The sequence below is a fragment of the Agrobacterium pusense genome (genome assembly GCF_900102105.1).
Classification (GTDB): Bacteria; Pseudomonadota; Alphaproteobacteria; order Rhizobiales; family Rhizobiaceae; genus Agrobacterium; species Agrobacterium pusense.
This window is the reverse complement of sequence record NZ_FNBB01000013.1, coordinates 1-26,591: the sequence shown is the minus strand read 5'-3', so window position 1 is coordinate 26,591 and position 26,591 is coordinate 1. Positions and strand designations below refer to the sequence as shown.

General features: G+C 57.2%; 18 protein-coding genes and 2 pseudogenes. 13 read left to right on the top strand and 7 right to left on the bottom strand.

Annotated features, from left to right (window positions below):
• Positions 1–802 precede the first annotated feature (802 nt).
• The 8 genes and pseudogenes from BLU28_RS22145 to BLU28_RS22115 all read left to right on the top strand — a co-directional run bounded on the left by BLU28_RS22145 (position 803) and on the right by BLU28_RS22115 (position 14,017).
• On the top strand, positions 803–1,207 hold the full coding sequence (locus tag BLU28_RS22145) for a VOC family protein (RefSeq protein ID WP_077987672.1): 405 nt from the start codon (positions 803–805) through the stop codon (positions 1,205–1,207).
• Positions 1,208–1,896: 689 nt separating this feature from the next.
• A complete protein-coding gene (locus BLU28_RS22140) occupies positions 1,897–3,315 on the top strand; it encodes a TolC family outer membrane protein (RefSeq protein WP_234794427.1) in 1,419 nt (472 codons plus the stop codon).
• A gap of 509 nt (positions 3,316–3,824) precedes the next feature.
• Positions 3,825–4,106: pseudogene (locus BLU28_RS26895) on the top strand (BapA/Bap/LapF family prefix-like domain-containing protein); the annotation flags it as partial.
• A 142-nt stretch (positions 4,107–4,248) separates the two neighbouring features.
• Complete coding sequence (locus tag BLU28_RS26635; protein WP_234794435.1) at positions 4,249–5,523, top strand: hypothetical protein; 1,275 nt, start codon at positions 4,249–4,251, stop codon at positions 5,521–5,523.
• Positions 5,520–7,346: a BapA/Bap/LapF family large adhesin gene (locus tag BLU28_RS26400; protein ID WP_175477722.1), complete on the top strand. Its 1,827-nt coding sequence runs from the start codon at positions 5,520–5,522 to the stop codon at positions 7,344–7,346. Before BLU28_RS26635 ends, BLU28_RS26400 begins: the two co-directional genes overlap by 4 nt.
• 58 nt (positions 7,347–7,404) lie before the next feature.
• Positions 7,405–9,657 carry a type I secretion system permease/ATPase gene (locus BLU28_RS22125; protein ID WP_077987670.1) on the top strand — a complete coding sequence of 751 codons (2,253 nt, stop codon included), beginning with the start codon at positions 7,405–7,407 and terminating at the stop codon, positions 9,655–9,657.
• Positions 9,658–10,860, top strand: a complete 1,203-nt coding sequence (locus BLU28_RS22120) for a beta-barrel domain-containing protein (RefSeq protein WP_077987669.1) — start codon at positions 9,658–9,660, stop codon at positions 10,858–10,860. It begins immediately after the preceding gene.
• Positions 10,850–14,017: a Mur ligase family protein gene (locus BLU28_RS22115; RefSeq protein WP_234794426.1), complete on the top strand. Its 3,168-nt coding sequence runs from the start codon at positions 10,850–10,852 to the stop codon at positions 14,015–14,017. Before BLU28_RS22120 ends, BLU28_RS22115 begins: the two co-directional genes overlap by 11 nt.
• A gap of 22 nt (positions 14,018–14,039) precedes the next feature.
• Here the strand turns inward: BLU28_RS22115 and BLU28_RS22110 are convergent, their stop codons facing one another.
• From BLU28_RS22110 to BLU28_RS22100, 3 genes are all read right to left on the bottom strand, one after another.
• Positions 14,040–15,086, bottom strand: coding sequence for an alpha/beta hydrolase family protein (locus BLU28_RS22110; protein WP_077987668.1), 1,047 nt, complete (start codon positions 15,084–15,086; stop codon positions 14,040–14,042).
• A 494-nt stretch (positions 15,087–15,580) separates the two neighbouring features.
• Positions 15,581–15,949 carry a hypothetical protein gene (locus BLU28_RS22105; RefSeq protein WP_234794425.1) on the bottom strand — a complete coding sequence of 123 codons (369 nt, stop codon included), beginning with the start codon at positions 15,947–15,949 and terminating at the stop codon, positions 15,581–15,583.
• A 20-nt stretch (positions 15,950–15,969) separates the two neighbouring features.
• Positions 15,970–16,479 carry a ferritin-like domain-containing protein gene (locus BLU28_RS22100; protein WP_006699016.1) on the bottom strand — a complete coding sequence of 170 codons (510 nt, stop codon included), beginning with the start codon at positions 16,477–16,479 and terminating at the stop codon, positions 15,970–15,972.
• A 169-nt stretch (positions 16,480–16,648) separates the two neighbouring features.
• Here BLU28_RS22100 and BLU28_RS22095 point away from each other — a divergent pair, with 169 nt between their 5' ends.
• Positions 16,649–17,473 carry a manganese catalase family protein gene (locus tag BLU28_RS22095; RefSeq protein WP_077987666.1) on the top strand — a complete coding sequence of 275 codons (825 nt, stop codon included), beginning with the start codon at positions 16,649–16,651 and terminating at the stop codon, positions 17,471–17,473.
• A 61-nt stretch (positions 17,474–17,534) separates the two neighbouring features.
• Positions 17,535–17,753 carry a hypothetical protein gene (locus tag BLU28_RS22090; protein WP_077987665.1) on the top strand — a complete coding sequence of 73 codons (219 nt, stop codon included), beginning with the start codon at positions 17,535–17,537 and terminating at the stop codon, positions 17,751–17,753.
• Between the two features lie 531 nt (positions 17,754–18,284).
• On the opposite strand, the gene BLU28_RS22080 is transcribed toward BLU28_RS22090, so the two are convergent.
• The 3 genes and pseudogenes from BLU28_RS22080 to BLU28_RS22070 form a co-directional block, all read right to left on the bottom strand.
• Positions 18,285–18,581, bottom strand: coding sequence for a hypothetical protein (locus BLU28_RS22080; protein WP_077987664.1), 297 nt, complete (start codon positions 18,579–18,581; stop codon positions 18,285–18,287).
• Positions 18,582–18,770: 189 nt separating this feature from the next.
• Entirely contained in the window at positions 18,771–19,136 is a 366-nt protein-coding gene (locus BLU28_RS22075) for a response regulator (protein WP_077987663.1), read from the bottom strand.
• Positions 19,137–19,154: 18 nt separating this feature from the next.
• A pseudogene (locus BLU28_RS22070) lies at positions 19,155–21,691 on the bottom strand (PAS domain-containing sensor histidine kinase).
• Positions 21,692–22,621: 930 nt separating this feature from the next.
• Between BLU28_RS22070 and BLU28_RS22065 the strand changes: the two are divergent.
• From BLU28_RS22065 to BLU28_RS22055, 3 genes are all read left to right on the top strand, one after another.
• Positions 22,622–23,236: a hypothetical protein gene (locus BLU28_RS22065; protein WP_077987662.1), complete on the top strand. Its 615-nt coding sequence runs from the start codon at positions 22,622–22,624 to the stop codon at positions 23,234–23,236.
• A gap of 98 nt (positions 23,237–23,334) precedes the next feature.
• Entirely contained in the window at positions 23,335–24,345 is a 1,011-nt protein-coding gene (locus BLU28_RS22060; protein WP_077987661.1) for an IS30 family transposase, read from the top strand.
• Positions 24,346–24,466: 121 nt separating this feature from the next.
• A complete protein-coding gene (locus tag BLU28_RS22055; protein ID WP_077987660.1) occupies positions 24,467–25,840 on the top strand; it encodes an ISNCY family transposase in 1,374 nt (457 codons plus the stop codon).
• Positions 25,841–25,866: 26 nt separating this feature from the next.
• Here the strand turns inward: BLU28_RS22055 and BLU28_RS22050 are convergent, their stop codons facing one another.
• Positions 25,867–26,259 (bottom strand): hypothetical protein, encoded by a 393-nt coding sequence (locus BLU28_RS22050; protein ID WP_034499187.1) that lies wholly within the window; start codon positions 26,257–26,259, stop codon positions 25,867–25,869.
• Positions 26,260–26,591: the final 332 nt, after the last annotated feature.

The following is a 26,591-nucleotide window of genomic DNA, read 5'->3' as shown; positions in this document are numbered from 1 at the left end:
AAGCCTTGTGCTCGGCTACTGATCCTGTTTTTTGCGGGTTGGTTCTCGCCCTCTCCAGCGCGCGTTTGTTCATCTGGCGTTCATTCATCACGAGCCACCCTATGTACGGTCGCGTCAGGCGGCCTGACAGCGGCCCGCAGTTTACCCCAGCCCACTGCGGGCCTCTTTTTATCCGAGAAGCAACTTCCATCACGACATGTTCGCGGTGGCAGATTGCGTCCATCGCCCGGAGGCAATAGACGCCGACGCAAAATGCCAGCCACTCGATGTAGCTCCGATTGGCGTCAGCAACGATTGGATAAACCATCCAGCAAGGGCTCACTGCCGGAAACTAACCTCGCCGCGGTCAATTGAGTCTAGGCGCTTGCGGCAAAAAATTTTCGGAGAGCGATTGCGAGCATGGGAACTGCCGTACCATCCAACATTCTGGCCGGAACGTCCATTCGAGCTTCAGGGTTAGGACTGAACAGCGAAGACTTGACGGTCTAAGTACTTCTCAACGCAGGTGTCGCGGGCGTAGTTCGTGGCGCTGAACCGCCAGATGCGAGGGAAACGCAGCCGCAATCTCTGATGGATCGCGCATTGACGCGGCACTTGCGGAGGTCAAGGAGCGCGATTTCGGCCTGGAAGCCTAATCGACCGGTGCAATGGACGCGCGGCGCGTCGCATCTAATAGCGGAACCTTATCATTCGATGCGCGGCGCTTGGCGCGACGATCGATACCAGACGAATGAACATAGGTAGCGCATACGATGTCTTGCGCGGGAAGGGCAGGCGTGATGTTGGTCAGCGAGGAGAAAGAATGTTCAGTCATATTATGCTAGGCGCGAGGGACCTCGAAAAAATGGTCGACTTCTACGACTGCGTCCTGGCACCCCTGGCATTGCAACGTGATTTCCAGACCGAAACCGGCGTGGACGCAGGCGTCATCTGGAAAAGCGGTGACAGGAGGTGGCCGCAGTTTGCCCTTCGCAAACCGATCAGTGGACTTCCGGCAACTTGGGGAAACGGAGTCCAGATCAGCTTCGCTGCGCCTTCGCGATCTGCTGTCAACGACGCCTGGGACGCAGCAATCCGTATGGGTGGTATCAGTGAAGGCTCTCCCGGCATACGGCCACGCTACGCCGCGGACTTCTACGCCGCCTATTGCCGCGATCCGGAAGGCAACAAGCTATGCTTTGTCCACGCCGACAATCTCGCACTGTAGGCCGTACAGCGTCCAGTCCAGGGTTCGGCGATCACCTGCCACGCGGATGAACCACAGCCGCACAGTTCGGCACAGTGCCGTTTTAGCATCAGATCACCGGCTGGGGCCGCCTGCGCAGCATCACCGGCCTCACGAATACCTCTATAGCGAAGCCACGGTGCGACAAGCCGTCCCGTCACCGCCCTTTCTGCCTTTATGCTCGACGGTCCGAAAATCGCAGTGCCGCGACCGGGTAGCGGGAGTTTAAGCTTCTGCGCTCTCGTTCATGCCTTTGGTGACACCGGCGACGGCCGTGATAGTGAAGACGACGCAGTGGCAAGTGCAGGGACCCAAGTTATATCGCCTCTCCGGTATCCGAACTCACCCATAGATTCGCGCAGGATTCTATGTGGCTTAATATAGATCACTGGAGACGAAAACCTCATCTCCTGCCCCCGAAACACGGGTCAGCGTGACACGACCGGCGCGCGTTGCCGCCTCTGACGAGGGCGTCGCCGTGGGGACGCATGACATGTTCAAGACAGTGGCCGGCAATATCCATGGTTAACATTCGTTAGTCTTGATTAATTCATTGTTAACCACGTCTCCGTAGTTCTGATTTGCACAAAATATCGGCAAATCAAAGGCCACGATCTTGTTCCTCGTACTGGCAGGTTGCTCATTCTTCTCGTCAGAAGGTGGAACACTAAATGCGTTTTCATTGGCTTCCTGCGTTGATCTGCATCGTTGCTGCGGGGATGTCGAGCACCGGCTGCGCCAACCGTCCGGTCGCAAGTAGTCAGCCGCCCAATGCGGCCGCTTCGCATAATAAGACAGGAACGGTGAACGGGAGTCTTCCGGGCGTAACCGGAACAACTGATCAAATACGTTCCCCCGTGCGCGAAAAAAGTGAACACAAAGGTCCGCTGTCACTTGAGACGGCCGTCAGGAAGGTTGTCAACTGGCATCCTGCAGTGACAGAAACGATCGGGCGGCTACGACAGCAGACCGAATCCGTTAACGAAGCCCGCGCCGGTTATTTACCGAGCCTCAGTTGGGGACTGGATTCCTCCTACGACAGATCGGATCGGTACAGCCCCGACCTCAACCTTAGTGTTTCGCAGATGCTTTATGATTTCGGCAAGGTCGACAACCGGGTCAAGATTGCGACCGCAGGAATTGCGGGCCGCAAGTCCCAAGTGCTGATGGCGGTCGATGATCTCGCACGCGAAGCGGCATACGCGGTTATCGAAATCCAGCGTAACCGCGCTCTGAGAGCCGTTGCGAATGACCAGATCGAGGATGTGAATGCAATTCTGGAACTGGTCAGGTCACGCACTGACAAGGGCGCCAGCACGCGTTCCGATCTGTTGCAGGCAGAGGCCCGCGTTCAGGCTGCGGAGGCGACGCGCCTGGAGATCGAAGGTCAACTTTCCCGCTGGGAAGCGGTCCTTTCGAACCTGAGCGGGATTAACGGAGGGGTCCATGTCACTGACGCGGTACCGGGATGGCTTTCCAGGGCCTGCAGTGCAACAGATTTCGACTGGTCCCGCGTGCCCGCTGTGATGCAGGCGGAAGCAGACCGCAAAGCCGCCGCCGCGCAAATCGAACTTGCCAAAGCCGAAGGGCTACCGACGCTGTCCCTCGACGCGGGGATCGGTGTCGACGTGACGGAATTCAGCTCTTTCGATCCCGACTACACGGTCGGATTAAAAGTTTCGGGCAGCCTCTATAACGGGGGAGCGACAAGCGCCAGACGGAATATGGCGGTTCAGGCTCTCGGCGCATCACAGGCTGCGGAAGCGCGCGCGCGGGTCGATATTCTGCGCAACCTGACCGAAGCCAGCAGCCAGATATCGAGCAAGGAAAGTCTTCGTCGCTCGCTCTCGACACGCCAGTCAACGATGAGGCAGACACGCGATCTTTACCGAACACAATATGTTGAACTGGGTACGCGCACCCTCCTCGACCTGCTCAACGCCGATCAGGAACTACATGCCGCAAGATTCGATATCAGCAACATCCAGTACGACCTGCACAGGTTGAACATCGACTGCACCTACAGTGCCGGACGGATGCGCGAAGCCTTCGGAATCGAGGGCCAGACAGTTCAGGGCCTAGCGCTTTAACAACTGCTCGTCGCCGGTCACACCGCGCCCAAAGATATGATTTTTCATACTTTTATACTTGGTCGGCATCATAACAGGCAAATTTTGCTTCTGGCACGATTTACCAATCGGTGAGATCTTCTTTTTCAATGAGAGCCCGTCGTGCCACTTCGTCTCGAGCAACTTCCAAGCAAAGGAACAGAAGGCTTGCCGGTTTCCAGCCGAGCCGCGTTTAGCATTTGCGTTGAGATAATGTTCGAAGCTCGGAGCCTCTTACCCGTCATTTTTGGTATGCGCCCCTCGGTTGTTTTTTCTTGCGGCATTTGAATTTTCTGCAATTATAGCGATGGGAGAGGGGCCTTTGAGAGGAAAATCCCCTTTTATGCAAGAGACCGGAGCCGATTTATCTCAGGCTCCGTACTTCGCAGCGGTTAACCGTTCGCAAAATCAAATTTCTTGAATGTTGCTTGGTGTTCCAGGCGGCAGCGGATTTCTGTCGCCGATGTTCTGTGTTGCAGGAGGACAGTTTCATGGTTGCAATAGTAACCGACAAAGTCTCAGGAAATTCCCGGACTGTATCGCTTGACGGCCTGGACATGGACAAGCCCGGCATCGTCCAGATACGTGCAGCCCGCAACGAGGTCTCCGACTTCGTGCGCGATGGCGATGATCTCCTCCTCCGAATGCGGTCTGGCGAAACGATCCGGATCGGACACTTCTACCGCGAGCTTGAGGGTGAGCACAGCGAGCTCGTCCTCGAGGACGAAGATGGAAATCTCTGGCTCGGCGAGCACAGCGACGGCTTGGCGGATTTTCGTTTCTCTCAAATCGAGGGTGTAGACGAATTGGTCGGCGCCTCAGCCAGTGACGGTTCCGTTCTCGGACTTGCGGCTTTGGGCTTGCTGGCGGGCGGGGGAGCTATCGCGCTCGGGGGATCATCCAGCGACGACAGCGATGCAGATGCTGACGCGGATGCTGATGCTGATGCTGACGCGGATGCGGACGCCGACGCCGATGCGGATGCCGACGCAGACGCCGACGCGGATGCTGACGCCGATGCGGATGCCGACGCAGACGCCGACGCGGATGCTGACGCCGACGCCGACGCCGACGCAGATGCAGATGCTGACGCGGATGCGGACGCCGACGCCGATGCGGATGCCGACGCAGACGCCGACGCGGATGCTGACGCCGATGCGGATGCCGACGCAGACGCCGACGCGGATGCTGACGCCGACGCGGATGCTGATGCAGACGCCGATGCTGATGCAGACGCGGATGCCGACGCAGATGCTGATGCAGATGCAGATGCTGACGCAGATGCAGATGCAGATGCAGATGCAGATGCCGATGCTGATGCAGATGCCGACGCAGATGCTGATGCAGATGCAGATGCGGATGCCGACGCAGATGCTGACGCTGACGCAGATGCGGACGCTGATGCTGATGCTGATGCTGATGCTGACGCGGATGCGGATGCGGATGCAGATGCTGATGCCGACGCGGATGCTGACGCAGATGCAGATGCAGATGCTGACGCAGATGCCGACGCTGACGCAGATGCTGACGCAGACGCAGACGCAGATGCTGACGCAGATGCCGACGCTGACGCAGATGCTGACGCAGACGCAGACGCAGATGCAGATGCTGACGCAGATGCCGACGCAGACGCGGATGCCGACGCAGATGCTGACGCTGACGCAGATGCGGACGCGGATGCTGATGCTGATGCTGATGCTGACGCGGATGCTGACGCAGATGCAGATGCTGACGCAGATGCCGACGCTGACGCAGATGCTGACGCAGACGCAGATGCAGATGCTGACGCAGATGCCGACGCAGATGCCGACGCTGACGCCGATGCAGATGCAGATGCAGATGCTGACGCTGATGCGGACGCCGATGCAGATGCCGACGCGGATGCCGACGCCGATGCTGACGCGGACGCAGATGCGGACGCCGATGCTGACGCAGACGCAGACGCGGATGCGGACGCAGATGCTGATGCTGATGCTGATGCCGACGCCGATGCCGACGCGGATGCCGATGCCGACGCGGATGCAGATGCCGATGCCGATGCCGACGCTGATGCCGACGCTGACGCCGATGCAGATGCTGACGCAGACGCGGATGCTGATGCCGATGCCGACGCGGATGCCGACGCGGATGCTGACGCGGATGCCGATGCGGATCTCGAACCCACGGATGATGTGGCCGGGGCGGAAGTGAATCTTCTACCTACCGTGACAGAGGACGCTCCCCTCGGGAGCGATACCTATCTGGCTGTCGTGAGTCTCGCCGGTCTCGACCTGCAGCTGTTCGCCGATGCAATCGAGTTCGACGTTGAGACCGGCCACACACAGGATCTGAACTTCGATTTCAGCGGACTCATCGGGGCGGATGTCCTCGGAAACTACAGTCTTGTTGTTCAAAAATGGGACCCTGCCACACAGCAATGGACGAGCATCGAGGGAGGAGGACCGGCCACAATCCTGTCCCTGTCACTCTTTGGCGGAACCAGTGGTACGGTGCCGGGCCTGGAGCCTGGAGAATACCGCGCATTCATGGGATTCAACGGGCTCGTCGGTGTGGGGGTGGGCGGCACCCTGACCCTTGAAGGCACTGACTACAACTTTACCGAAATCGGCGGCTATGAACCTGTCGAGGCAAGCGGCAACGTCCTCGGAAATGACGATGTGCCGAGCGGCACCACGGTTCAGAGTGTCGACGGACAGACTGTGGAGCCGGATGGGACTGTCATCCAGGGCGATTTTGGTGAGCTCCTGATTCGCCCTGATGGTTCCTACACATATACACCTTTTGCGAACGGAGCAGGGATCGGTAAGGTAGACCAGTTCGAATACGTCGTAGCAGACGCCAACGGCAATACCGGGACTGCAACGCTCTACGTCCAGATCGGCAGCGACAATGTGACGATGACCTGGAGCGACACGGATCCCGGTCTTCCTGCAGCACTCGAGTTCGCCGCGACGGGCGACAGCGCAGACGCTTCTGTCGTCTGGACCAACATATCGGATGATGACTTCTTCACAGCCAGCGGCACCACAGTACTTTCGGGTGGCCTGGGGCAGACGAGCACCTATACCAGTGGCAGCTTCGTCATCACCGACAACATGGATGTTTCCGGCAGCATCAGTGTATCCGTCTTGCTGGCGGCTTTGTCAAACGGCGTCGTTTATCTCGAAAGGGAAACAACACCCGGCAACTGGCAGCAAGTGGCGAGCGATTCCTTCAATATTATCGTTGGCGGCCTCGGCACGGTCGCGTCGATCGACCTTGCCGGTCTCGATCTCGCTGCAGGCACATATCGGGTTCGGTCGACATTGAGCGGCACGCTGGTGAACGTGTCTGCGACGATAACCAGTGATATCGATGTCACCTACACGGACCAATATGAGATTGGCACCCTGACGGGGGACAGCGGAAACCTGCTTGCCAACGATGATCTAGGCTCTACGTTTACATCGTTCCAGATTTTTGACGGAACAACGTTCGTGGATGTAACCGAAACCAGAACGATTGAAGGCGAATACGGTACCCTGACCATCAATCCCGACGGCAGTTACAGCTACACACCAAATTCGGATCTGACTCATTTTACCGAGCCGCAGACCGATATGTTCGAATATCAGCTCACCCATCCAAGCGGGGCGGTGGAGCAGTCATCCCTGGTTGTAACCGTTGATCCGTCGGGTGCGGGCGTGCCTGATCAGGCTTCGATGTTCGTTGCCGACGACATTTCCGGTCTGGACGGGATCGATGTTGCGATGAGTGATGATCCGCTGGCCTCGGATCACGATAGCGACACTGACCTGGCGGGGCTGATTGAAGAGGACGTTGAGGAACTGACAGTGCCTCTGGACGGCCTGGCCGCGCTTGACGAGCCCGATGAGGGGGATGCCGATCTGTCTCCCACAGAGGAAGGTATCGAGCTGGTCGAAATGCCGGAACCGGTGGAACTACCTGTAGACCCCTTCGGGCATCTGGTGACGGAGGATGAACTGAACCCCGCACCTTCGGCTGTAATCTGAATGACCCAAAGACGGCTTGGCGGACTCAATTCCCCCGAGTCGTCACAGAGGAAAATCAATGCCCATTTCCGACATGACGACGGAACAATGGCCTGATCCTGATGCGGACGGCGAGAAATTTGATAGGTGGAGCGAGGCCTTCCAATATGTGGCACGTCATTATGGTGTGCCAATCTCACCGGGCGGGGTACGACAACTCGCACAGGCACTGAAGGCAATCGAGACCGACGATTGCCTTGGCCGGCTTGCCAACAAATTGGGGCTGCAGATAAAGCGTGCGGCTCCCGCACCAGGCCTTCTCACCAGTTGGCGGTTACCGGCGATCGTGAGGCTCTCGGACGGTTCCGTTGGTGTGGTGACGGGGCTTTCAACCAGACAGGACGCGTCCGTAGTCTTAAGCGGTGAAGGCGGCGTGGCTACGATCCTGCCGCTCGACGCGCTGCTGGTACAAACTGATTTTATCGTCTTGGCGCGCCCCCAACGTGCAACAGTTGACGAGCGCGTCGACGGCTATATTGCGCCGTATCGGGAACATTGGTTCCGGGCAATCGCGTTTCGCGACATCGGGGCTTATGGCCACGTCATGCTCGCGTCCCTGGTCGCAAACCTTCTGGCGCTGGCGGGCGTGATGTTCTCGATGCAGGTTTATGACAGGGTGGTGCCGGCGAAATCGTTCAACACCCTCTATGTTTTGTTCGTTGGTGTCGTCCTGGCGCTGGTCTTCGACTTTATCATGCGCCGCTTGCGTACCCGCATTATCGATATCGTGGGCAAACGCACCGACATGCGCATCTCCGACCTCGTTTTCGGACATGCACTGCGCGTGAAAAATCAGGAGCGCCCGACATCAACCGGCACGTTCATTGCCCAGTTGCGAGACCTGGAACAAGTGCGCGAGCTTTTGACCTCCACCACTTTGGCTGCCGTTGCTGACCTTCCCTTTTTCATTCTGTTCCTCGTCATCTTCTGGCTTGTCGGAGGGCCACTCGTGCTGATCCCGGTTGCGGCGCTCCTGCTTCTGGTCCTGCCGGGTATTGTCGTACAGCGCAGCCTGAGGGCTGCCGCGAGTGAGGCAATGCGTGAAGCCTCATTGCGTAACGCAATGCTCGTGGAAGCCGTTCAGGGAATAGAAGATATCAAGACGCTTCAGGCCGAGGACCACTTCCAGCAGCGTTGGAACCATTACAACGCCGTTTCGGCGGACGGACAGCTTCGACTTCGTGCCATTACCAATGGTCTTGCGGCCTGGAGTCACACCGTGCAAACCGGAACCTTCGCGGTAGTCGTCTTCATTGGGGCACCGATCGTGATGGAAGGCGACATGACGACGGGCTCTCTTGTCGCCTGCTCCATCCTAGGCTCTCGCATGATGGCGCCAATGGCACAGTTGACGCAAATTCTCGGCCGGTTTCAACAGGCCAAGGTCGGACTTAAAAGCATCGATGCCATTTTGCGCATGCCCTCCGATCACCCGGATGACGAGACGCGTGTCAGCGTTCCCACACTTCGCGGCGCGTACAAAATCAGGGGAGCAGCCTTTCACTATGGCGAAGGAGCAGGCAGGCCTGCGCTGGCGGTTGGCGAACTGTCCATTGCTGCAGGAGAAAAGATCGCAGTTCTGGGCAAGAACGGAGCTGGAAAGTCGACCCTTTTGCTCGCCATGGCAGGCATGGTCGAGCCGGTCGCCGGGGAACTTCTGATTGATGACCTTGCGCTATCACAGGTCGATCCAGCCGACCTGCGACGCAACGTTGGCCTGTTGACACAGGACTCACGACTCTTTCACGGCACAATTCGCGAAAACGTCACTCTGGGCGCGTTACACGCCCCTGAGCCATTACTGCTCGAAGCGCTCTCGATGACAGGAGCAGACGATTTCGTGCGCAAGCTTCCCCGTGGTCTCGATCACCCGATTCTCGAAGGCGGACGCGGTCTTTCAGGGGGGCAAAAGCAGGCTCTGCTTTTGGCGCGCCTTCTTGTTCGTGACCCGGCTGTCGTCCTCCTTGATGAACCTACTGCGGCGATGGACGAGGCAACCGAACGTCAGTTTATCGCGCGTTTCAAGTCCTGGGGTAAGGACAGGACAATCGTCGTCGCAACACATCGGATGCGCGTCCTTGAACTGGTTGAGCGCATCATTGTTGTCGAGAACGGGCAGATTGTTCTCGATGGTAGCAAGGAGGAGGTTCTCAACACCCTGCGCGGGGTGAAGAAGATCGTTCCGCCAAACGGGGTCCGTCGGAAACTGTCAGAAAAGAAGACCGTGGCGACCGTCGCGGGCTTCCCGTTCAAGACGACGCAGGAGGTATAAATGGCTGCATTCAGCGAACGTGATTTCTCCAGGCGTGGTGGCTGGGCCTTCGGCGATGATGACAGCCGAAACCTGACACGGTCTGCACGCGTTGTACAACTGTTCGTCGCTCTTTTGCTTGCTGTGCTGGTTTGGTCATATTTTGCGACCCTTGATGAAGTCTCGACCGGTGACGGTCGTGTAATCCCAATCAGCCGCGAGCAGGTCATCCAGTCGCTCGAAGGCGGAATCGTGGCGACGCTTCACGTGCGCGAAGACCAGGTCGTGGAGCCGGGTCAGATTCTCGCGCAGCTTGACCCGACCAAAAGCGAATCCGACGTCGAGGAAAGCGCCGCTAAATACCGCGCGGCGCTGGCCGCAGCTGCGCGACTTGAAGCGGAAGTCAATGGTACACCCCTGACCTTTCCCGCGACCCTCGACGCTTATCCGGTTCTCGTTGCATCGGAGACGGAGCTTTATACGGCGCGTAGGCGGGCGCTCGAAGAATCGCTGCGCTGGATCCAGGAATCACTCTCTCTCGTCAATAGCGAACTAAAACTCAATGAGGAACTGAGGTCGGTGGGAGCGGCGAGTAATGTCGAGGTCATCCGCCTTCGCAGGCAAATAGTGGAACTCGAGCTCAAAAAGGTGGAAATCAAATCGGAATATGTTGTGAAGGCGCGCGAGGAACTGACCAAGGCGAATGCGGAGGTAAATTCTCTTTCCCCTGTCGTGACCGGACGGGCCGATAGTCTCGCCCGCCTCACTCACCGCTCCCCGGTCCGCGGTATCGTCAAAAACATCGAGGTGTCGACGATTGGCGGTGTGGTCCCGCCCAATGGCAAGCTCATGGACATCATCCCGCTCGGTGACGAACTTCTGATAGAGGCGCGCATTTCACCCCGGGACATCGCCTATATCCACCCTGGTCAGCGCGCGAGCGTGAAGATCAGCGCCTATGATTACGCTGTCTATGGCAGTCTTGAAGGCAAAGTCACGACAATATCGCCTGACACCATTCAGGATGAGGTTGATCGTGAGATCTATTACTATCGGGTATTCATCAAGACCGACAAGGACGCACTGGTCAATGCTGCCGGACGGGAGTTCCCGATCGTTCCCGGCATGGTCGCGAACGTCGATATCCATACAGGTGAGAAGACGGTGCTGGAATATCTCATCAAGCCTTTCAACAAAGCACGGGAGGCACTGCGTGAACGTTGAGGCAAAAGTTGCACTGGCGAGCGAACTCCCGGGCATCAAAAAGCGGCTTTCGGATATACGTATCTTTTTGCGGGGCCGGGTCTGCCATCTGACGGAGCCATTGCCGGAAGTCGTCCTTTTTTTTTCGGTTTCCGACGGTGACAGGCGCGCGCATGTCATCAATGCGTCAGGTTCATCGCTCGAGTCGGCCTGGCAGAAGGGTGTAAGCAGGCTCCTCGCGGTCATGGCTGCGGAGCGTATCGAAGGACGCTGGATCCGCGTCGACTGGGTTGAGATCGCCGAGCAGACGACATGGGCGCGATTGCGCCTTTTGCTTGGCAAGGTCAAGCGGAATTATTTCCGGTTCGGCATCGCGCTCGATTCCACCTTTCGCCATGCCTTCACAGAGCAGGAGCTCAATGCGAATGCGATGCTTTACGGCGGCAATACTCTTCCCAACTCGGTGCTCAACGAGAAAAATTTCAACCTCTATGCCCGCACACGCTACGAAGACCTGCCGACTATCGATTTCTCCCATAACGAGGCGATCTTTCTCTTTTCGACAAAAGGCGTTTTCTGCGATGAGACTGGAGCACTTCACGTGCTTGGAGGTACTGGCCTCGACACCGGGCGCCGCACGATCGACAGGCTGGATGGCGGTGTGGCATTGGCACTGGTTCGCGCCGCGTCAGAGCATCTTGCCCGGCAAGTCAATGTCGACGGTTCGTTTGTCTATGGCTATCATGCCTGTTTCGACCGGCGTATAGAAACCTACAACACACTGCGGCACGCCAGCACAGTCTATGCGATGATCGAGGCATGGGAGGTCACCCGCGACAGACAACTAAGACAGGCGATTGAACGCGCGCTCCTCTGTCTCGAGACCCAGTTGATCAGGCCCGTCGTCCTTCCTGATGGTCAGCAAGCCGCCTTCCTCGTTGAGGCGGACGGAGAAATCAAGCTTGGCGGGAACGCTGTCGCGATCCTGGCTTTGACAAAATATATGGGCGTCACCGGCACGACCGGCCGGACAGGACTTGCGGAGCGGCTCGCTGCTGGGATTCGCCATATGCAGGATCCTCAGAGCGGAGCTTTCGTCCATGTTCTCCGGTTTCCTGATCTTTCGGTCAAGCAGAGATACCGCACCATATATTACGAGGGCGAGGCAGCCTTCGGGCTCATGCGCCTCTACGATCTTACCCGCGACGAGAGATGGCTCGAAACCGTGGAGAAGGCATTCGGTAATTTCATCAGGAAGGAATACTGGAAACACCATGACCACTGGCTAGGATATTGTGTCAACGAACTGACGCGCCACAGACCGGAAGAACGGTACTTCCGTTTTGCCATACGAAATGTCGCCGACTATCTCGATTTCGTCGAGAACCGGATCACCACTTTTCCGACATTGCTCGAACTAATGATGGCTGCGAGACAGACGATCTCGCGCATTGCTGCCGCGCCGACAATGCGCGCGCTTCTAGGTGACATTGATCTGGCCCGTTTCGAGAGGGCGCTCGAAAAACGTGCCCACCATCTGCTCAACGGCTACTTTTGGCCAGAGATGGCGATGTATTATCGCAGCCCCGACCGCATCGCTGGTTCATTTTTCATTCGCCACCATGCTTTTCGTGTACGGATCGACGACGTCGAACACTATCTGTCCGGTTTTGTTGCCTATCGCAACTATCTCAGGGAGCGTGCATCGTTTCGTGAACTCGTCCGCCAACACACGGCATCTCTCACGTGCCGCCGCGGACCCAGGCCGGCGGTTCGTCCCGATGGCAAGGAGTGGAATGCAACCCATATCGAAGCCGCCACCCGCGGCACCTGGCTTCGCCAGCCGCCGGATGGCTGGACCGCTCGAGGGCTTTGCACCTACGCCCCGGCGATGCAGCCCGGAGACATGGTCGTCCTACGCAAAAAGGGGGACCCAACCGGGGTGCCGGCCGATACCGTGTTAGATCATCAAAAAACGGCAGGCTTCGTGACCACCGATCCCGCACTGGTCAGCTCCCACGATAAGCCGGTGCTGCAGGTGGCTGATGCCGCGCGGGCTATTCTTGCAATGGGAGATTATGCGCGCTCCCGGATGACGGGAAACGTCCTGGCTGTGACAGGGAGTGCGGGCAAGACGACGGTCGTCTCCATGCTCGCGCATGCACTGTCGCCCTGGGGAGATGTCGCCAAAAGCCGACATAATGCGAACCTCCCTGCGGGCGTGGCGTGGAACCTCGCCTCTATCCCCTGGGAGACGCCGCATGTGGTGCTGGAGCTGGCTGTCGGCAAAATGGCGGTCAGTGCGCGTATGGCTCGTCCGAGAGTCGCGGTGTTTACCAACGTATTGCCTGCCCACCTTGGCGAGAAGAGCACGGTGGCCGACATCGCCCGAACCAAAAGTGCGATATTCCTGGGCATGGCGCCTGGTGACAAAGCTGTTCTCAACCGCGACATGCTGGAGTGGGATACGGTGCATGAGGCGGCTCAAAGGCGGAAACTTGACGTCATCAGCTACGGCACCTCGAAGGAATGCATATGTCAGCTCCTGCACTACGACCCCGGAAACCAGCAGGCTCACGCGCGGATTGGTGAGCGAGAAATCAGCTTCCGGGTCGGTGCGGCGGGGTTTCATATGGCGTTGAACGGGGTCGCGGTCCTTGCCGCCGTTACTGCGCTAGGCCACCCTCTTGAACCGGCGATCGCGCAACTGGAAAGTTTCGCAGCGCTACCGGGCCGCGGCGAGGAAATACATCTTGCACTTGGCGGACGGCAACTGACCGTAATCGATGATGCCTATAATGCCAATCCCGGCTCGATGCGGGCCGCGTTGCTCCGGCTGGGTGATCATCAAGGCGGGAAGCGGCGGATCGCAGTCCTCGGCGAAATGGCGGAGCTGGGCCCGGATGCGGCCGCTTATCACAACGAACTAGCCGGGGTCGTCGGAGGCATTCCGATTGATAAAGTCTACGTTGCAGGAGAGCTTTATGCTGGCTTCTGGGCGTCGATCTCACCATCCTTGCACGGCCGCCATGTCGCGTCGCGGCAGGCGTTGAAGGAAATTCTCCGCGAAGATCTGTCGGACGGGGACGTCGTTCTTTTCAAAGGTTCGCACAGCACCGGCATGCACGAGCTGGTAACGTGGCTGAAGAAAAACGCAGACTCAAGCGCGCCGGTGTGAGGTCGGTTGCGCACCGAAACGTTTATCTGAATTGGTCGAGTTCCATTTCCCGGACCGCGCGACGGATTTCGACCGGCGACTGACCCTGAGCGATCAGTGCAGCAGCAAGCCGTCCGTGGTAAGCAAGAAGATGACGTTGGCGATCGGCCGCCTGAACGTAGATATGGTGCGGCTCGAACCCGGCTGTACGCAGCCGCCTGACATAAAACAGCTGGCTGAAAAACGGGACGGTGCGGTCCTCCGGATCAGACAAGACGTAAATTTCCGGTCGGTGATCGGTCGGAATCCGGTCAATCTCGTCGATTGGATCGTAAAACTGCGCCGAGTTGTAGAGCAGCTTGCCGGGGAGCCGGCGACGCCGCTCCCAGAACGCCGACACCTGCTTTACCGAAACGAGACCGGACGTAATAACAGCCGCCGAAATGTCTCTTCGCCGGTTCATGAGACCGGCGACGATTTGCCCCCCTGCCGAATGACCGGTCAAGATAAAGGACGACACATTGTGTTTGTCCTTGATCAGATCGAGCGCATGGTTCATTAGCTCGATTTCGCGGGGAAACCGACGTCGGTTGTGATCGCCGGAGGAGCCATAAATGCCGGGGCGCGCCATGAAAATCACGGGATGGCCCGCTTGCTTTGCCCAGGCAACCATTTCTGAGGAGATCGTCGCGGGCGACCGACGGATGTAGGATTCAGTTATGAAACGGACACCTTTGGAATTTCGCAGCATCACATCGCCGCCGAAATAGACCAGCACCGTTCGGTTCTCGCCATTGGTGAGCCCCTCGGGATAATAACGAATACAGTCGCCCTTGCCGTCGACCTCGACCCACAACGCGTAAGGAATGGAGGCGCAGGATGCCCTTGATGTGTAGGATCCGTTCAGCGCCTCATAGGGGCTGAACGCGTGGTCACCGTCGAAGACGGTCAGCTCGCGGGGTTGCGGCAGTTCGAAAGGACCGAGCCGCGGTGCATCGGCAAGTGCCGATTGCGACGCACCGGGAATGGCAAGAACAAGCAAAATCCACCGCGCGATCCACCAGGCGAGCCGCGGCTCCTCCTTGTTCATGGTGTCACTCCATTCGTGATCTGACCCTTTGACGAGGAACGGGAGCCAACCAACTTCCCCACCTGTCGTGGCTTATTGTGCCAAATACGAAAGGGTACGTCACCCCATTAGTGTCGCCATCATCTTCCGTCATCTTTATTTTCCCGCCAGGTGCAAGGCGACCGAGACGCCCGTTTCTGCTCGCGCTGGTGGTATGCCCGATCAGCGAAATTGGCCTCGGAAACCGGCCCCGTCTGGAGTCGACACTGGACACTTAGCTCGTCGGCAGGACGCGTTTCTTCAAGACGGAAGAGAACGCGGGTATAACGTCGAGAAAGTCGCCAACTGTCCAGCCGACTGCCAGGGACGGCGCTGGCAAGTTTTCAAACCGCCCCCGAGTAACCTCACTATTTGTTGTTCAGGATCGGCCTGACGGCCGCCCATGTGTGTCCCTCCGCGAAGAAGGGTCGCAAGGCGAGCAACATCGCCGCTTTATCAACAGGTGTTACCCAAGGTTACCCAGATTTGACATCCATCAAGAGAACCATGGCTTCGATTTGCTGCGTGGCCTCGCGCAGGAGCTCATCCATGTCGGCTTCCGTCTTGCCGACTATGTCCGGGGAGGTGCGGAATTTGCGCACCGCTTCCCTTTGCCTGACGGCGAGGCCCCCTTGCTGTCTGAAGGCCGGTTCGAGCAGATCAAGATAAGCCACCGCTTTTTCGGCAAGCCGGCGTTTTGTTTCGATCCGCCCGGAATGATGAGCCACGCGGCGTACCTCGTTTACGAAAGGAAGAAAAACGCTGCACAAAATGTCGCCTTTGTCGAAGTTGTCAGAATGCAACGTGCCCCTCCGCCGGATATCATCTAATTCCGCGTGACTCATCGATTGGTCCGAAGCGAAGGTCAGACCTTGGCGGTCTGTCCCTGTTCACTGAGTGCCACAAATTCCAGGGTCACTTTTTCCAGATTGTCTTCCAGCCACCGCGCCATGTTCTCCTCCTCTTCGAGGTTGCTTCGGAGTGCGGAATGAGCTGCCTGATAGCCTCCATGGTCGCTGAGGGTCAGCAGAGACTTGTAGGCAGCAATTTCGTAATTTTCGAAAGCAAAATTCGCGAGGCTGTTCTTTATGATCTCATCTCCGGCAACTGCATGCCCGAGGCTTGCGAGAGAGCCTGTCATGGAAAGCGCCGTGTCCTTTATTGTCGAGGCCGATTCCGACAGTCCATTGAGGATTTCCTCAAGGCGGGCGATCTGTCCCTCTGTCTCCCGATAGTGAAGCTCCAGTCGGGCCTTCACCTCCGGATAATTCTCGATCCTTGAAATCTGCGGCTTCATGATCGACAGAGCCTGGTTTTCCATGGCGTGGGCATTACGCAGTCCGGTCACAAAAATTTCGCGCACGTCGGTTGTCATTCTTCATCCTCCTTGTTGAGCGCCCCCAACCTTTGTTCGCCACGGAAGTTCCCGCTGGTCTCCGGGCACGCGGGCTCGTTGCGTGTTGTGGTGTGCTCGTTGTGCGTAATGGGCCGGAACAATCTCCGCGGCGCCCGGTTGGGCGGCCGATGAAACGAGGAGACATCAAATGTTTTATACCGACAACAAGCTGCAGTACCCAGTGAGAGTGGAGACACCAGACCCGCTGTTTGCAAGAGCGCTTCAGCAGGCGATTGGTGGCGTGGAAGGAGAAATCCGGGTCGCCATGCAGTATTTTTTCCAGGCGTGCGGCGCGCGCGGGAATCCGAAATTTCGCGACCTTCTCATGAACACGGCCACGGAAGAACTCGGTCATATCGAAATGCTCGCCACCGCCGTTGCCTTCAATCTTGAAGGCGCGCCCCTTGAGCTGCGGGAGGAAATCTCTGGCGATGCGGTGGGAGGAGCCGTGCTGAACGGCGTCAATCTGAAGAACATACTATCGTCCGGGCTCGCCGCCATGCCCGTCGATTCAGACGGCGTGCCTTTTGACATGTCGCATATTTATGCCAGCGGAAACATTGCTGCCGACATGACCGCCAATGTTGCCGCGGAATCGACAGGCCGGGTGCTTGCTGTGCGGCTGTACAACATGACCAACGACCCGGGCATGAAGGACATGCTGTCGTTCCTCATTGCCAGAGACACGATGCATCAAAACCAGTGGCTTGCCGCGCTGGAGGAGCTGGGCGGGGCAAAAAGTGTCTTTCCCATTCCCAACAGCTTTCCGCAAGAGCTGGAACAGCAGGAGTTCAGCTACGCCTATCTGGGCTTCCAGTACGATGGAAGCGAGCCGGCCCAGGGTCGCTGGAGCACAGGAGCCTCCATTGATGGAAAAGGGGAGTTTTCGACAAAGATCTCCGAGCCCTTAGGGCAAAAACCGGAGCTAGGACCTGCCAAGCCGGGCGGCGGGGCGCAGAAGGAACAGATGTGAGCATCTTTCCGCCCAAAAGCCCGCCTCCCAGGAGGCGGGTGTCGCGCAGAGGAAAAAGGTGATGGCAGTGGAAGCTTTATCGGGAACATGGGTGCTGGTGGGCGTCGCCGGCTTGGTAATCTGGCTCTTCGGCGGTGTGTTGAACGCCGTCAGCTACAATTCGCCGCCAAGGCCAAGCGGTGGTTATTCTTCGGTTGTGATGTCTGCCCTGTTCGTGGCTGGTGGCGTCCTCGAGCTCGTGATGATTGTTGGCATCCTGACGGAGTCCCTGTCGAACTGACGGTGCCCGAAGCGGATTCAGTCGCGGTGCCTGCTGACGGTGTAGCACCACTTAGGAAGCGACAAGAGCTTCGCCTTGACGACTGAAAACCGCGGCTATTCGTGGGATACTGCCTTTCAAAGACCTCGCATAGAGTCGGCCCCGCCTGCAGACACTAATCGCATTCGTGTTTGTCCCAACAGCCCTGTTCGTTTACGGCTTCGCCCCTCCGACTGGGATCCCGCGCAGCTAGGCGGAAACATTTCCGACAGAGTAGCAATCAGGTGCGCAAGCGTAACCGGGTGATAGCGCAAGCCTCCGGGAATGGCGAGGCTGCCAAAGGTTAGCGTTGTGACCGCCATGGCAGCTCCAGCCAGGTCCAGTTGTTGCCGGAGTTGCGTTGGCGCTCACTCCACGGAGTAATTTGGTCAGAGGTCATGACAGCATCGAAACCCGCTCGCTCGGCTTGTTTGACGTCTGACGGCGACTCGGCGGGTGCGAATTGCTCGTGAGATGCGTGGTATCCAATGATCATGTCCTGGCTCCTGTCTGCTACAGTCTTTCAATGGACAATGCGCGTACGATGATTTCATCTTGGGAAAACAGCATCTCAAGACTTTGGCGATACTGCGCCCACCAGTGCCGATCGAGTTCGTCGGTCATGACCTCGAGCAGAAGGATACGGTCCTGTTCAACCTTCCTGCCATCCTTCCATAAGCCGTCGGCCGGGACGGGATCATGAACCGTCACACCGCCGAAACGGTTTGTCAGTTCGAAACGGACCGTTTCAAGCGCGCGGTCAGACACAGCGGGAGTGACAGGAAGCAGGATCTCAACAAGATAAGGCATTTGGTCGCTCCGGTTGAATGGCCTTAACGTCGCCGTCATTCAATGGTCCCTCGCCGAAACGCAGGAACTATAGGTTTGTTTCCACGCGCGGGGCACTCCCGACCAACATCGCGGCGACCGCACTGTGCCACTTGCATTGGAATTGTAGGAAGCCGGTGGCGCCACACCTGCTCGTCGTCTTACAGATTGCTAACGAATTAGCCCAGCTATCAGACGCTCCACGTCCTCTGTCAGGTACGGCTTTGAAAGTGTCGGCACGTCGGCATATGAACGATCCAGTCCCTTGGCACCATAGCCCGACGCGAACGCGAACGGAATGCGTTGTTCCCGCAAAATTTCCGCTATCGGATAACTCGTTTGTCCATCGAGGTTGACATCAAGAATAGCGACATCAAAGTCTCCGCCACGCGCGATTTCACAACCCTGCTGCACGCGTGACGCAATAGTACTCACCTCGTGGCCAAGATCCGTTACGATATCTTCCATGAGCATCGCCACAAGTGCCTCATCCTCGACAATGAAAATGCGGAGCTTCCTTCCAGGGACAGTCATCATCAGTGGTCATTCCATTCATCAGGGATGTGTGGCGAGCAGGGGCGCATTTAAAGTGAAGATTACGCCAGACACGGGAAACGACAGGAGAACCTGTGCGTCCAGTTCACGAGCCAGGGACCGTTCGAGTAGCCGGCTGCCAAACCCTCTTTTTTCGGGTGCCGTAACGCCTGGACCATCTAGCTCTCTCCATGTGAGATGGAGCCTTTTGTCTTCCTCGCTCCCCTCAATATTCCAGTCAACTGCGACTTTGCCGGTATCGACCGACAGAGCACCATGTTTCGTCGTGTTGGTGGCAAGTTCGTGAAAGGCCATTGACAGGGAGAGCGCGAGCTTTGGGTTCAACCGGCAGCGCGGTCCCGACACCTTGAGCCGGGCTCCGGGATCGGGGCATACGGCCTGAAACGACCTGTTCAGAATTTCGGCCAAATCGGCACCCTGCCAGCTTTCTTGCGTGAGAAGGTCATGGGCTCGGGCAAGCGCAACGAGGCGATTTTCAAATTGCCGGAAAACGTGACTGTCACGTTCACCGCGGAACGTCTGGGAGGCGAGGGACTGTACCGTGGCCAGGGTGTTTTTTACCCTGTGATTCAGCTCGTTAATGAGCAGCAGGTGGCGCCGCTCCTCCCGGCGCTTCTCTGTTATATCGCGTGCGATTTTCGACGCTCCGATGATCTGCCCTTTGCCATCTTTCAATGGAGAAACCGTGAGCGAGACGTCGATCAGGCTTCCGTCTTTTTTCATGCGCATGGTTTCGTAATGCTCGATATGTTCGCCCCTGCAGATGCGTGCAAGGATTTCCGGCTCCTCGTCCTGTCGTTCGGGGGGATGAGGATCGTAATTGGTTTTCCGACGACGTCCGCGGCCGCATACCCGAAAAGTCGTTCGGCACCCTTGTTCCACGTCTGGATTATGCCTTGGGTGTTCTTGCTGACGATCGCGTCGTCCGAGAAGGTAACGATCGCGGCCAACCGCTCCGCAAACTCTTCGGCTTTCTTGCGGTCCGAAATGTCGACCAGCATGTTTGTGGCGCCCGTCAGCCTACCCTCGCTGTCGTGCAATGGGGTGGGGTAGGGGATAAAAGGAACGCGCGTCCCATCCGGCCTTTCAGCAACCGCCTCTTCTCCGCGAATTGGCCGGTCCTCTTTAATGGCGACCGCCATCGGACACTGGTCGTGCGGCAGAAAGGTCCCGTCCGTCCGGAAGAGCCGCCAGGACGCACCACTCATCGCCCAACGCCGGAACGCGGCCGGCCATCTCTACCGCCGCACGGTTGAAGAACGTGATGCGACCGTCTGCATCGGTAGTGTAGACCGCGGCCGGCAACGCCTCGAGAAGGTCACGCAGGTTCTTCTCGTTCTCTCGTATTCGGTCTTCCATCCGTTTGGCTTTGGTGACGTCGATGAGGACGCGCACGCCATAACGAAACTCTCCTTTGGCGTCGGGTACCGACGAGCTATGAACGTCGAGATACACGGACGTGCCATCCGGTTTGATCGCCTGCTTGCGCAATACGTAGCTGTCGATTTTACCCTCGACTTGCTGCGCATAGCGCTCTGCGTCTTGCTTTTTGTCTTCGGCATGCGTGTAATCAAGAAATGTCATCGCGAGGAGTTCGTCCTCAGAGCGTCCGAGCATCCGACAAAGCGCGTCGTTTACCCGCAGAAGGCGTCCAGCTGAATCTGCCTCTGCGATACCGATCGTCGCAGCCTGATAGGTTGCCGCAAGACGTTCTTCGCTTTCGAGACGTGCGAGTTCTGCCTGATGCACATCAGTGACATCAGTGGTAAAGCAGCGCGTATTTATAAAACGTCCGTCCTCGAAGCGACTGTTCGAAGTGATCAACACATGCTTGATCTGCCCGTTCTTGGCGCGAAGTCTGGCTGGGTACCTATCGAGGTCTCTGCCGCAGCTCAGCTTGTCCAGTATATCGGCGATTGCCCGGGCGTCCGCATGAAAGGAGGCGATATGTTTGCCGACATATTCCTCCGCAGTGTAACCCAGCAACTCAAGCTCGGCCTTGTTTGCCCGCAGAATGATTCCTTCGTTGCTGACGATATGGAGCCCGACGGCAGCGTTTTCAAAAAAGTCCTCAAGGTCGGCGGCGTGTCGATTTGCTTGCCGTTCAAGAGCCCTCTGTGAAGAGATGTCCTGAAAGCAGTTTATTGCACCTTCGATGCGTCCATCCCGGTCCCGCAGTGCGCGTACATTTACCGATGCTTCAAAACGCGAGCCATCGGGCCGCTCCATGACGACTTCGCCGTTACGCGTTTCCTTGCCTGAACGGACAGCTACGGCAACCGGGCAGCTGTCATGGGGAAGGCTTGACCCGTCAAGCAGATAAAGGTGGAGCGATCCGCAGAAGCGGTCTCGTGGATCTCGTATTCGAGGATATCTACCCCAAAGGCGTGCGGCCTCAGCGTTGTATGAGATTAGGAGCCCGTTCCTGTCGCACACGTACGCCGCCACGGGAACTGCATCCAGAAGAGCTCCGCCACCGCGGTAATAGCCTCGTATTCACTCAGCTGTAGATCTGTATCATTTTCGGCATTCGACATTGAGATTCCCATTCGCCGTTTCGCGTCTGTGCATCCCCCCGGACGAAAAGGCTGTCCGCTAACGCGCGACGCGTCGCGTTGTTCCAGCGTCGCCCAATTTTTTTCGTTAGCCGTATCGGTGGCTACTGTGCCTTTTTTGATGGCGCCAAGATATGGTGCGGTGTCGTGGCGCGAAGCTCCCCTTGCGTCGGGAGAATTGTGGGTTTTCCGCCCTCGGCATTGCTCATCGCCGAGATAGCAAGGTGTAGTGCCCGAAATGATCGATCACTCTGCAAAAGGTCCTGTTGAATGACCGGTCGTCATCCGGGCACGCGCCGATTTTCAAGGCATCTGCCAACAGGGACTGCAGCATATTGAGACCGCGAGACGAAATCAGGCCTTGTTCTTGTGCGGAAGACATCGTGTCCTCCTTTCGTTGGGGCCGAGGAATTTCACCTTGAAGCGATAACGCCCTTTAGAAATCTACCGAAGAAATTAGCCTGCGCGTTTTGAGATTCATCAGCAAGGGAATTCCATGCCCTGGAATGCAGCCACTGCTCAATGATGGAGAGTGACCGGGGGGTGAGCTTCGCTTGGGGCTCTTCCAGAACTGTAATCGCTTGCGTCTAGACTATTCGGCGCACTGTAAAGTGTCAGTAGCGGTGTCAAGGGCACTGCTCGGTGAGGATCGGTTACTCTAGCCCAACGAGAGGACGACAATATGTCTTCCATCCAAGCCTTGCAGCCATCTCTCCAGAGTAGATGGAGATGATCCAGTCAGTCTTGAATCGCACGGGTCCATCGGCAATCTTGCTAATTGGTCATCGCGGCTCATTGCCGTTCTGACGATCAAAGAAATCTAGAACGCACGAGAGCTCCCCATTGCAGGCGAACGAACCTCCTTCCTACAGCTTTACCACGCAAGTCGTGATGCCTCGCGTGGGATCCACAATGATCACAACCGCTTACGTCATCGACGCCAAAGGCCTTTTGGTGACGCGGGCAGGATCCTCCCGTCTCATCCCGTGGACCGCTATTCGGTTCCTACACGTTCACGTAACGAGCGGGGTCGGCTCCACTGGATTTCCCGTCTACAGCGCGCGTTTGCGAATGCTCTTCTCATCGAGGGAGATATCCTCACTGCACTGGCAGGGAGAGACACGAACTGATCAATCAGCCGATTACGTTCGCTTCATGGAAGAACTTATTCTTTTTGCGATCGCTCGTAACCCGCATATTCGGCTCCGATACGGCGGCGACCCTATGCTGGAGGCGGCGATCCCTGGCGTACTCTTTCTTGTCTCTCTGCCATTCTTGTTCATACCGTTCTTGATCATTAAACCGCTCGGTGCTCTCGTTTCTGGCTTCAAATTTTTTGGGTTGAACAAATTCGGAACCAGGCCCGTAGTTGCTGCAATCATCGCGGGGCTTGGTGTGGTACTTAACATGCTTCCCTGGTCCACTGGTAAGCAGTTCAAGGCCGACGATCTGCCCACCGCAGAACTTCCGCCTAAATATCGGCAAGCCGGCGTCTCACCTGGAATGAAACAGCAGTTAGTTCCATAATATATGTTATGCGATCTAAATGTGTAGCCGGGTGGGTTCTAGAATGAAGTGCGACTTGCTAATGATCCCAAAGGGTTATTAATCGCAAGGATGATGCAATGAAGCGCACCTACTCTCAGATTGCATTGGACGAACGCCGTAAGATTGCCCGCTGGAGGTTGGCTGGGCTCAGTATCGACGCCATCGCAGAAAAACTCGGAAGGCACCGTTCGACGATCTTTCGCGAAGTCCGGCGCAACATATTCATCGACAAAGAAGTCCCTGATCTTAGCGGTTACTACTGCGTGACCGCGCATCAGATGGCCTGTGATCGCCGCTTGAAGCTGCGCAAGCTCGCGCGCTTCTCGCATGTCCGACAATCGGTTATCGAGCGGATCGTACACGGCTGGTCACCGCAGCAGATTGCCGGAAGGATGCGACTTGAGCATCATCCGATCTCGGTGAGCCACGAGACGATCTATAAATTCGCATACTCAGCCGACGGTCAGGCGATCAAGCTGTGGCGACACCTGCCGGAACGTCGTGCCAGGCGCAGGCCGAGACACGCCAGACGCAAGCACGGTCAACGCTTTAGCTCGGATCTGAACATTCTGCGACGTCCCGACACTGTCGGCGAACGCAAACAGTTTGGGCACTGGGAATGTGATCTCATCCAGTTCCGCAAGAAGTTTGGGAAGGCCAATGTCACATCGCTCGTCGAGCGCGTGAGTCGATTTGCGATCTTCCTGCGTAACAACGACCGTCAGTCACGTCCGGTTATGGACGGACTGATACAGGCCCTCAAGGCCCTACCCCATCCCGCCCGTCGCTCGATCACCTTCGATCGTGGCACCGAGTTCACGGACTGGCCGTATCTGCAAGCGAGCATCGGCACCCAAACCTGGTTCTGCGACCCGCAATCGCCATGGCAGAAAGGCACCGTCGAGAATACCAACGGCCGCGTCCGGAAATGGCTTTCGAGAGAGGTCGATCCATTGTCGGTCACAGATGCCGATCTAATCGAGATCTGCAACCGCCTCAACGCAACACCCAGAAAATGCCTCGGCTATAGGACACCGGCCGAAGTCTTTCGCAAGAAACTGCTCGCGCAGATCAGGCATGCCAGCTAGCTTGATACGCAACAGAAGTCGCGGTTCAGCGTGAACTCACACCGCAAAGTTAAAGTGTCCTGTTTCTGCAAAGTTGGAATGTCACACTCCCCGGGTCTGATTAGCATCTGGGAGATTGCGGATGGGATTGATTACGATGAGCGAGCGCGACCTGCAAAGAATCGAGGTGCTGTCCAAAGTCGTGGATGGCCGCATGAGCATTGTTGCAGCAGCCCATGTACTGGCGATCAGCACGCGCCACGTCCAAAGGTTGGTCGATCGAATTGAGCATACCGGCGCTGGCTCGATCAGACATAAAGCGATCGGTCGACCGTCCAACAATAAAATAGCCAGCGGCGTCCGTGATTACGTTTTGATGCTGGTGCGTGAACGCTACCTTGATTTCGGACCTACGTTCGCGGCCGAGAAGCTTCAGGAAGAGCATGGCGTCACAGTCTCGCGTGAGACGCTGCGTAAATGGATGCAGGATGCCGGCATATGGCTTTCGAGAAAGCAGCGGCGAACGTTTCATCAGCCGCGGTTGCGGCGTGAGGCCTATGGCGAGTTGGTGCAGATCGACGGGTCGGAGCATCGCTGGTTCGAGGATCGTGGTCCGGCATGCTCTCTATTGGTATTCGTTGACGACGCTACCGGTAAGCTGATGCAGCTCCGGTTTGTTCGATCTGAGAGCGCCTTTACCTATTTCGAGGCATTGGCGCTTTACCTCAAAGAGCATGGCGCACCGATTGCCTTCTATTCCGACAAGCATTCGGTCTTTCGGGTGGCAAAGAAAGACCCCAAGGGCGGCCAAGGCATGACGCAGTTCGGCCGAGCGTTATCAGAGCTGCACATCGAGATCCTCTGCGCCAATTCCAGCCAGGCCAAGGGCCGTGTCGAGCGCATGAACCGAACGCTTCAAGATCGACTCGTCAAAGAATTACGGCTGGCCAAGATCAGCGGCATGGAAGCTGGGAATGCCTTCCTGCCGACATTCATCTCCCAATATAATGATCGTTTTGCGGTGGCCCCTGCCCGTTCCGACAACCTTCATCGACCTGTCGACATGACAGCAAGCAGGTTGAAGGATGTTCTCTGCAAGCGTGAGGAGAGATATGTCGGCGCGCAGCTGACATTCTCTTACGAACGTAAACGCATCATACTCGAAGATAACGACGTCACGCGCGGCTTAGTCGGAAAGTATGTCGAGACATACGCTTACGCTGATGGTCGACTGGATATTCGATGGAAAGGTCACTCGTTGCCTTACAAGATCTTCGACAAGGACCAGCGCGTGAGCCATGCGGCTGTGGTCGAGAACAAGCGTCTCGGCGAGGTACTGGCCTACATCAAAGAGCAGCAAGATCAATGCCACGCAGCTGCGCCAAAGACCAACAGCGAGAAGATCGGCTACAAGCCGAGAGGTCGCAAGCCAGGTCCACGGACGGATTTCATGAACGATCCCGAAGTCATAGCGAGACGGCAAAACGCTCTCGCCAGAATGGACGCGGCTGAATAAGGGCCGCTATTGGCCCCAAGCGGACTTTAGACCTCAAATGGCATCGGCTGCCATGATCCTCGAAACGGAAAATCGGGTGGGTCAAGTCGCCAAGTTTCGCCGTTCTGAAACTGAATTTCGCGGCAACCGTATTTCAACTGATCGACAGTCAGGCTCTGCCGCTTCTCAATACAGCCGCCGCTGGCGATGACGGCATCCAGCCAGCTACTGAAACGTTCATACTCACTTGGACTTCCGAAACCGTGAATCTCGAACAGTTCGACGCTCAGGACCGATTGTGTCATGCCCAACATCCTTCTTCCTGTTCTGGACGTCACGGCGTCTGGAAAATAAAGAAATTTCCGCGAATTGGTCAATGTCTCCTGTTGGCGCGAAGCAGCCGTGATGCTGAGAAAGCTAAAGCCGAAGGGGAGTATCATCACCCGCCCCCTCCCTGACCTTGCAACCCGGCCCAGCCGGTCCGGTCGGGGGCTGACCGTCAGAGCAAGGAGGCGGTCAGTGTCGCATTTCTAACGGGCTGCGAGAGCAGCAGACGACATTTTAACTTTGCGCAATGCGCGACATTCCAACCTTGCCGCCACAAAATGTGTAGCGCCCATTTAGTAATGCGACAGTTGGGCCGGATAGAAATGCGACACTCTCCTCGCACGACGACGCTGGTCAAAGCCAACGTTGGGAGCAAGGATGACGATCTTCAGCCTGGTCGAGACCATGAGCGGTCGGAGTCGTCATGTCCTTTTTGATCACCATG

What these genes read in the sequence shown, in the direction of transcription:
- BLU28_RS22110 (WP_077987668.1), bottom strand. Translation starts at nt 15,086, where the DNA reads ATGAACAAGGAGGAGCCGCGGCTCGCCTGGTGGATCGCGCGGTGGATT.
- BLU28_RS22105 (WP_234794425.1), bottom strand. Translation starts at nt 15,949, where the DNA reads ATGAGTCACGCGGAATTAGATGATATCCGGCGGAGGGGCACGTTGCAT.
- BLU28_RS22100 (WP_006699016.1), bottom strand. Translation starts at nt 16,479, where the DNA reads ATGACAACCGACGTGCGCGAAATTTTTGTGACCGGACTGCGTAATGCC.
- BLU28_RS26635 (WP_234794435.1), top strand. Translation starts at nt 4,249, where the DNA reads ATGCAGATGCTGACGCGGATGCTGATGCTGATGCTGACGCGGATGCGG.
- BLU28_RS22050 (WP_034499187.1), bottom strand. Translation starts at nt 26,259, where the DNA reads ATGATACTCCCCTTCGGCTTTAGCTTTCTCAGCATCACGGCTGCTTCG.
- BLU28_RS22125 (WP_077987670.1), top strand. Translation starts at nt 7,405, where the DNA reads ATGCCCATTTCCGACATGACGACGGAACAATGGCCTGATCCTGATGCG.
- BLU28_RS22120 (WP_077987669.1), top strand. Translation starts at nt 9,658, where the DNA reads ATGGCTGCATTCAGCGAACGTGATTTCTCCAGGCGTGGTGGCTGGGCC.
- BLU28_RS22095 (WP_077987666.1), top strand. Translation starts at nt 16,649, where the DNA reads ATGTTTTATACCGACAACAAGCTGCAGTACCCAGTGAGAGTGGAGACA.
- BLU28_RS22140 (WP_234794427.1), top strand. Translation starts at nt 1,897, where the DNA reads ATGCGTTTTCATTGGCTTCCTGCGTTGATCTGCATCGTTGCTGCGGGG.
- BLU28_RS22075 (WP_077987663.1), bottom strand. Translation starts at nt 19,136, where the DNA reads ATGATGACTGTCCCTGGAAGGAAGCTCCGCATTTTCATTGTCGAGGAT.
- BLU28_RS22080 (WP_077987664.1), bottom strand. Translation starts at nt 18,581, where the DNA reads ATGCCTTATCTTGTTGAGATCCTGCTTCCTGTCACTCCCGCTGTGTCT.
- BLU28_RS22090 (WP_077987665.1), top strand. Translation starts at nt 17,535, where the DNA reads ATGGCAGTGGAAGCTTTATCGGGAACATGGGTGCTGGTGGGCGTCGCC.
- BLU28_RS22145 (WP_077987672.1), top strand. Translation starts at nt 803, where the DNA reads ATGTTCAGTCATATTATGCTAGGCGCGAGGGACCTCGAAAAAATGGTC.
- BLU28_RS22055 (WP_077987660.1), top strand. Translation starts at nt 24,467, where the DNA reads ATGGGATTGATTACGATGAGCGAGCGCGACCTGCAAAGAATCGAGGTG.
- BLU28_RS22065 (WP_077987662.1), top strand. Translation starts at nt 22,622, where the DNA reads ATGATCACAACCGCTTACGTCATCGACGCCAAAGGCCTTTTGGTGACG.
- BLU28_RS22060 (WP_077987661.1), top strand. Translation starts at nt 23,335, where the DNA reads ATGAAGCGCACCTACTCTCAGATTGCATTGGACGAACGCCGTAAGATT.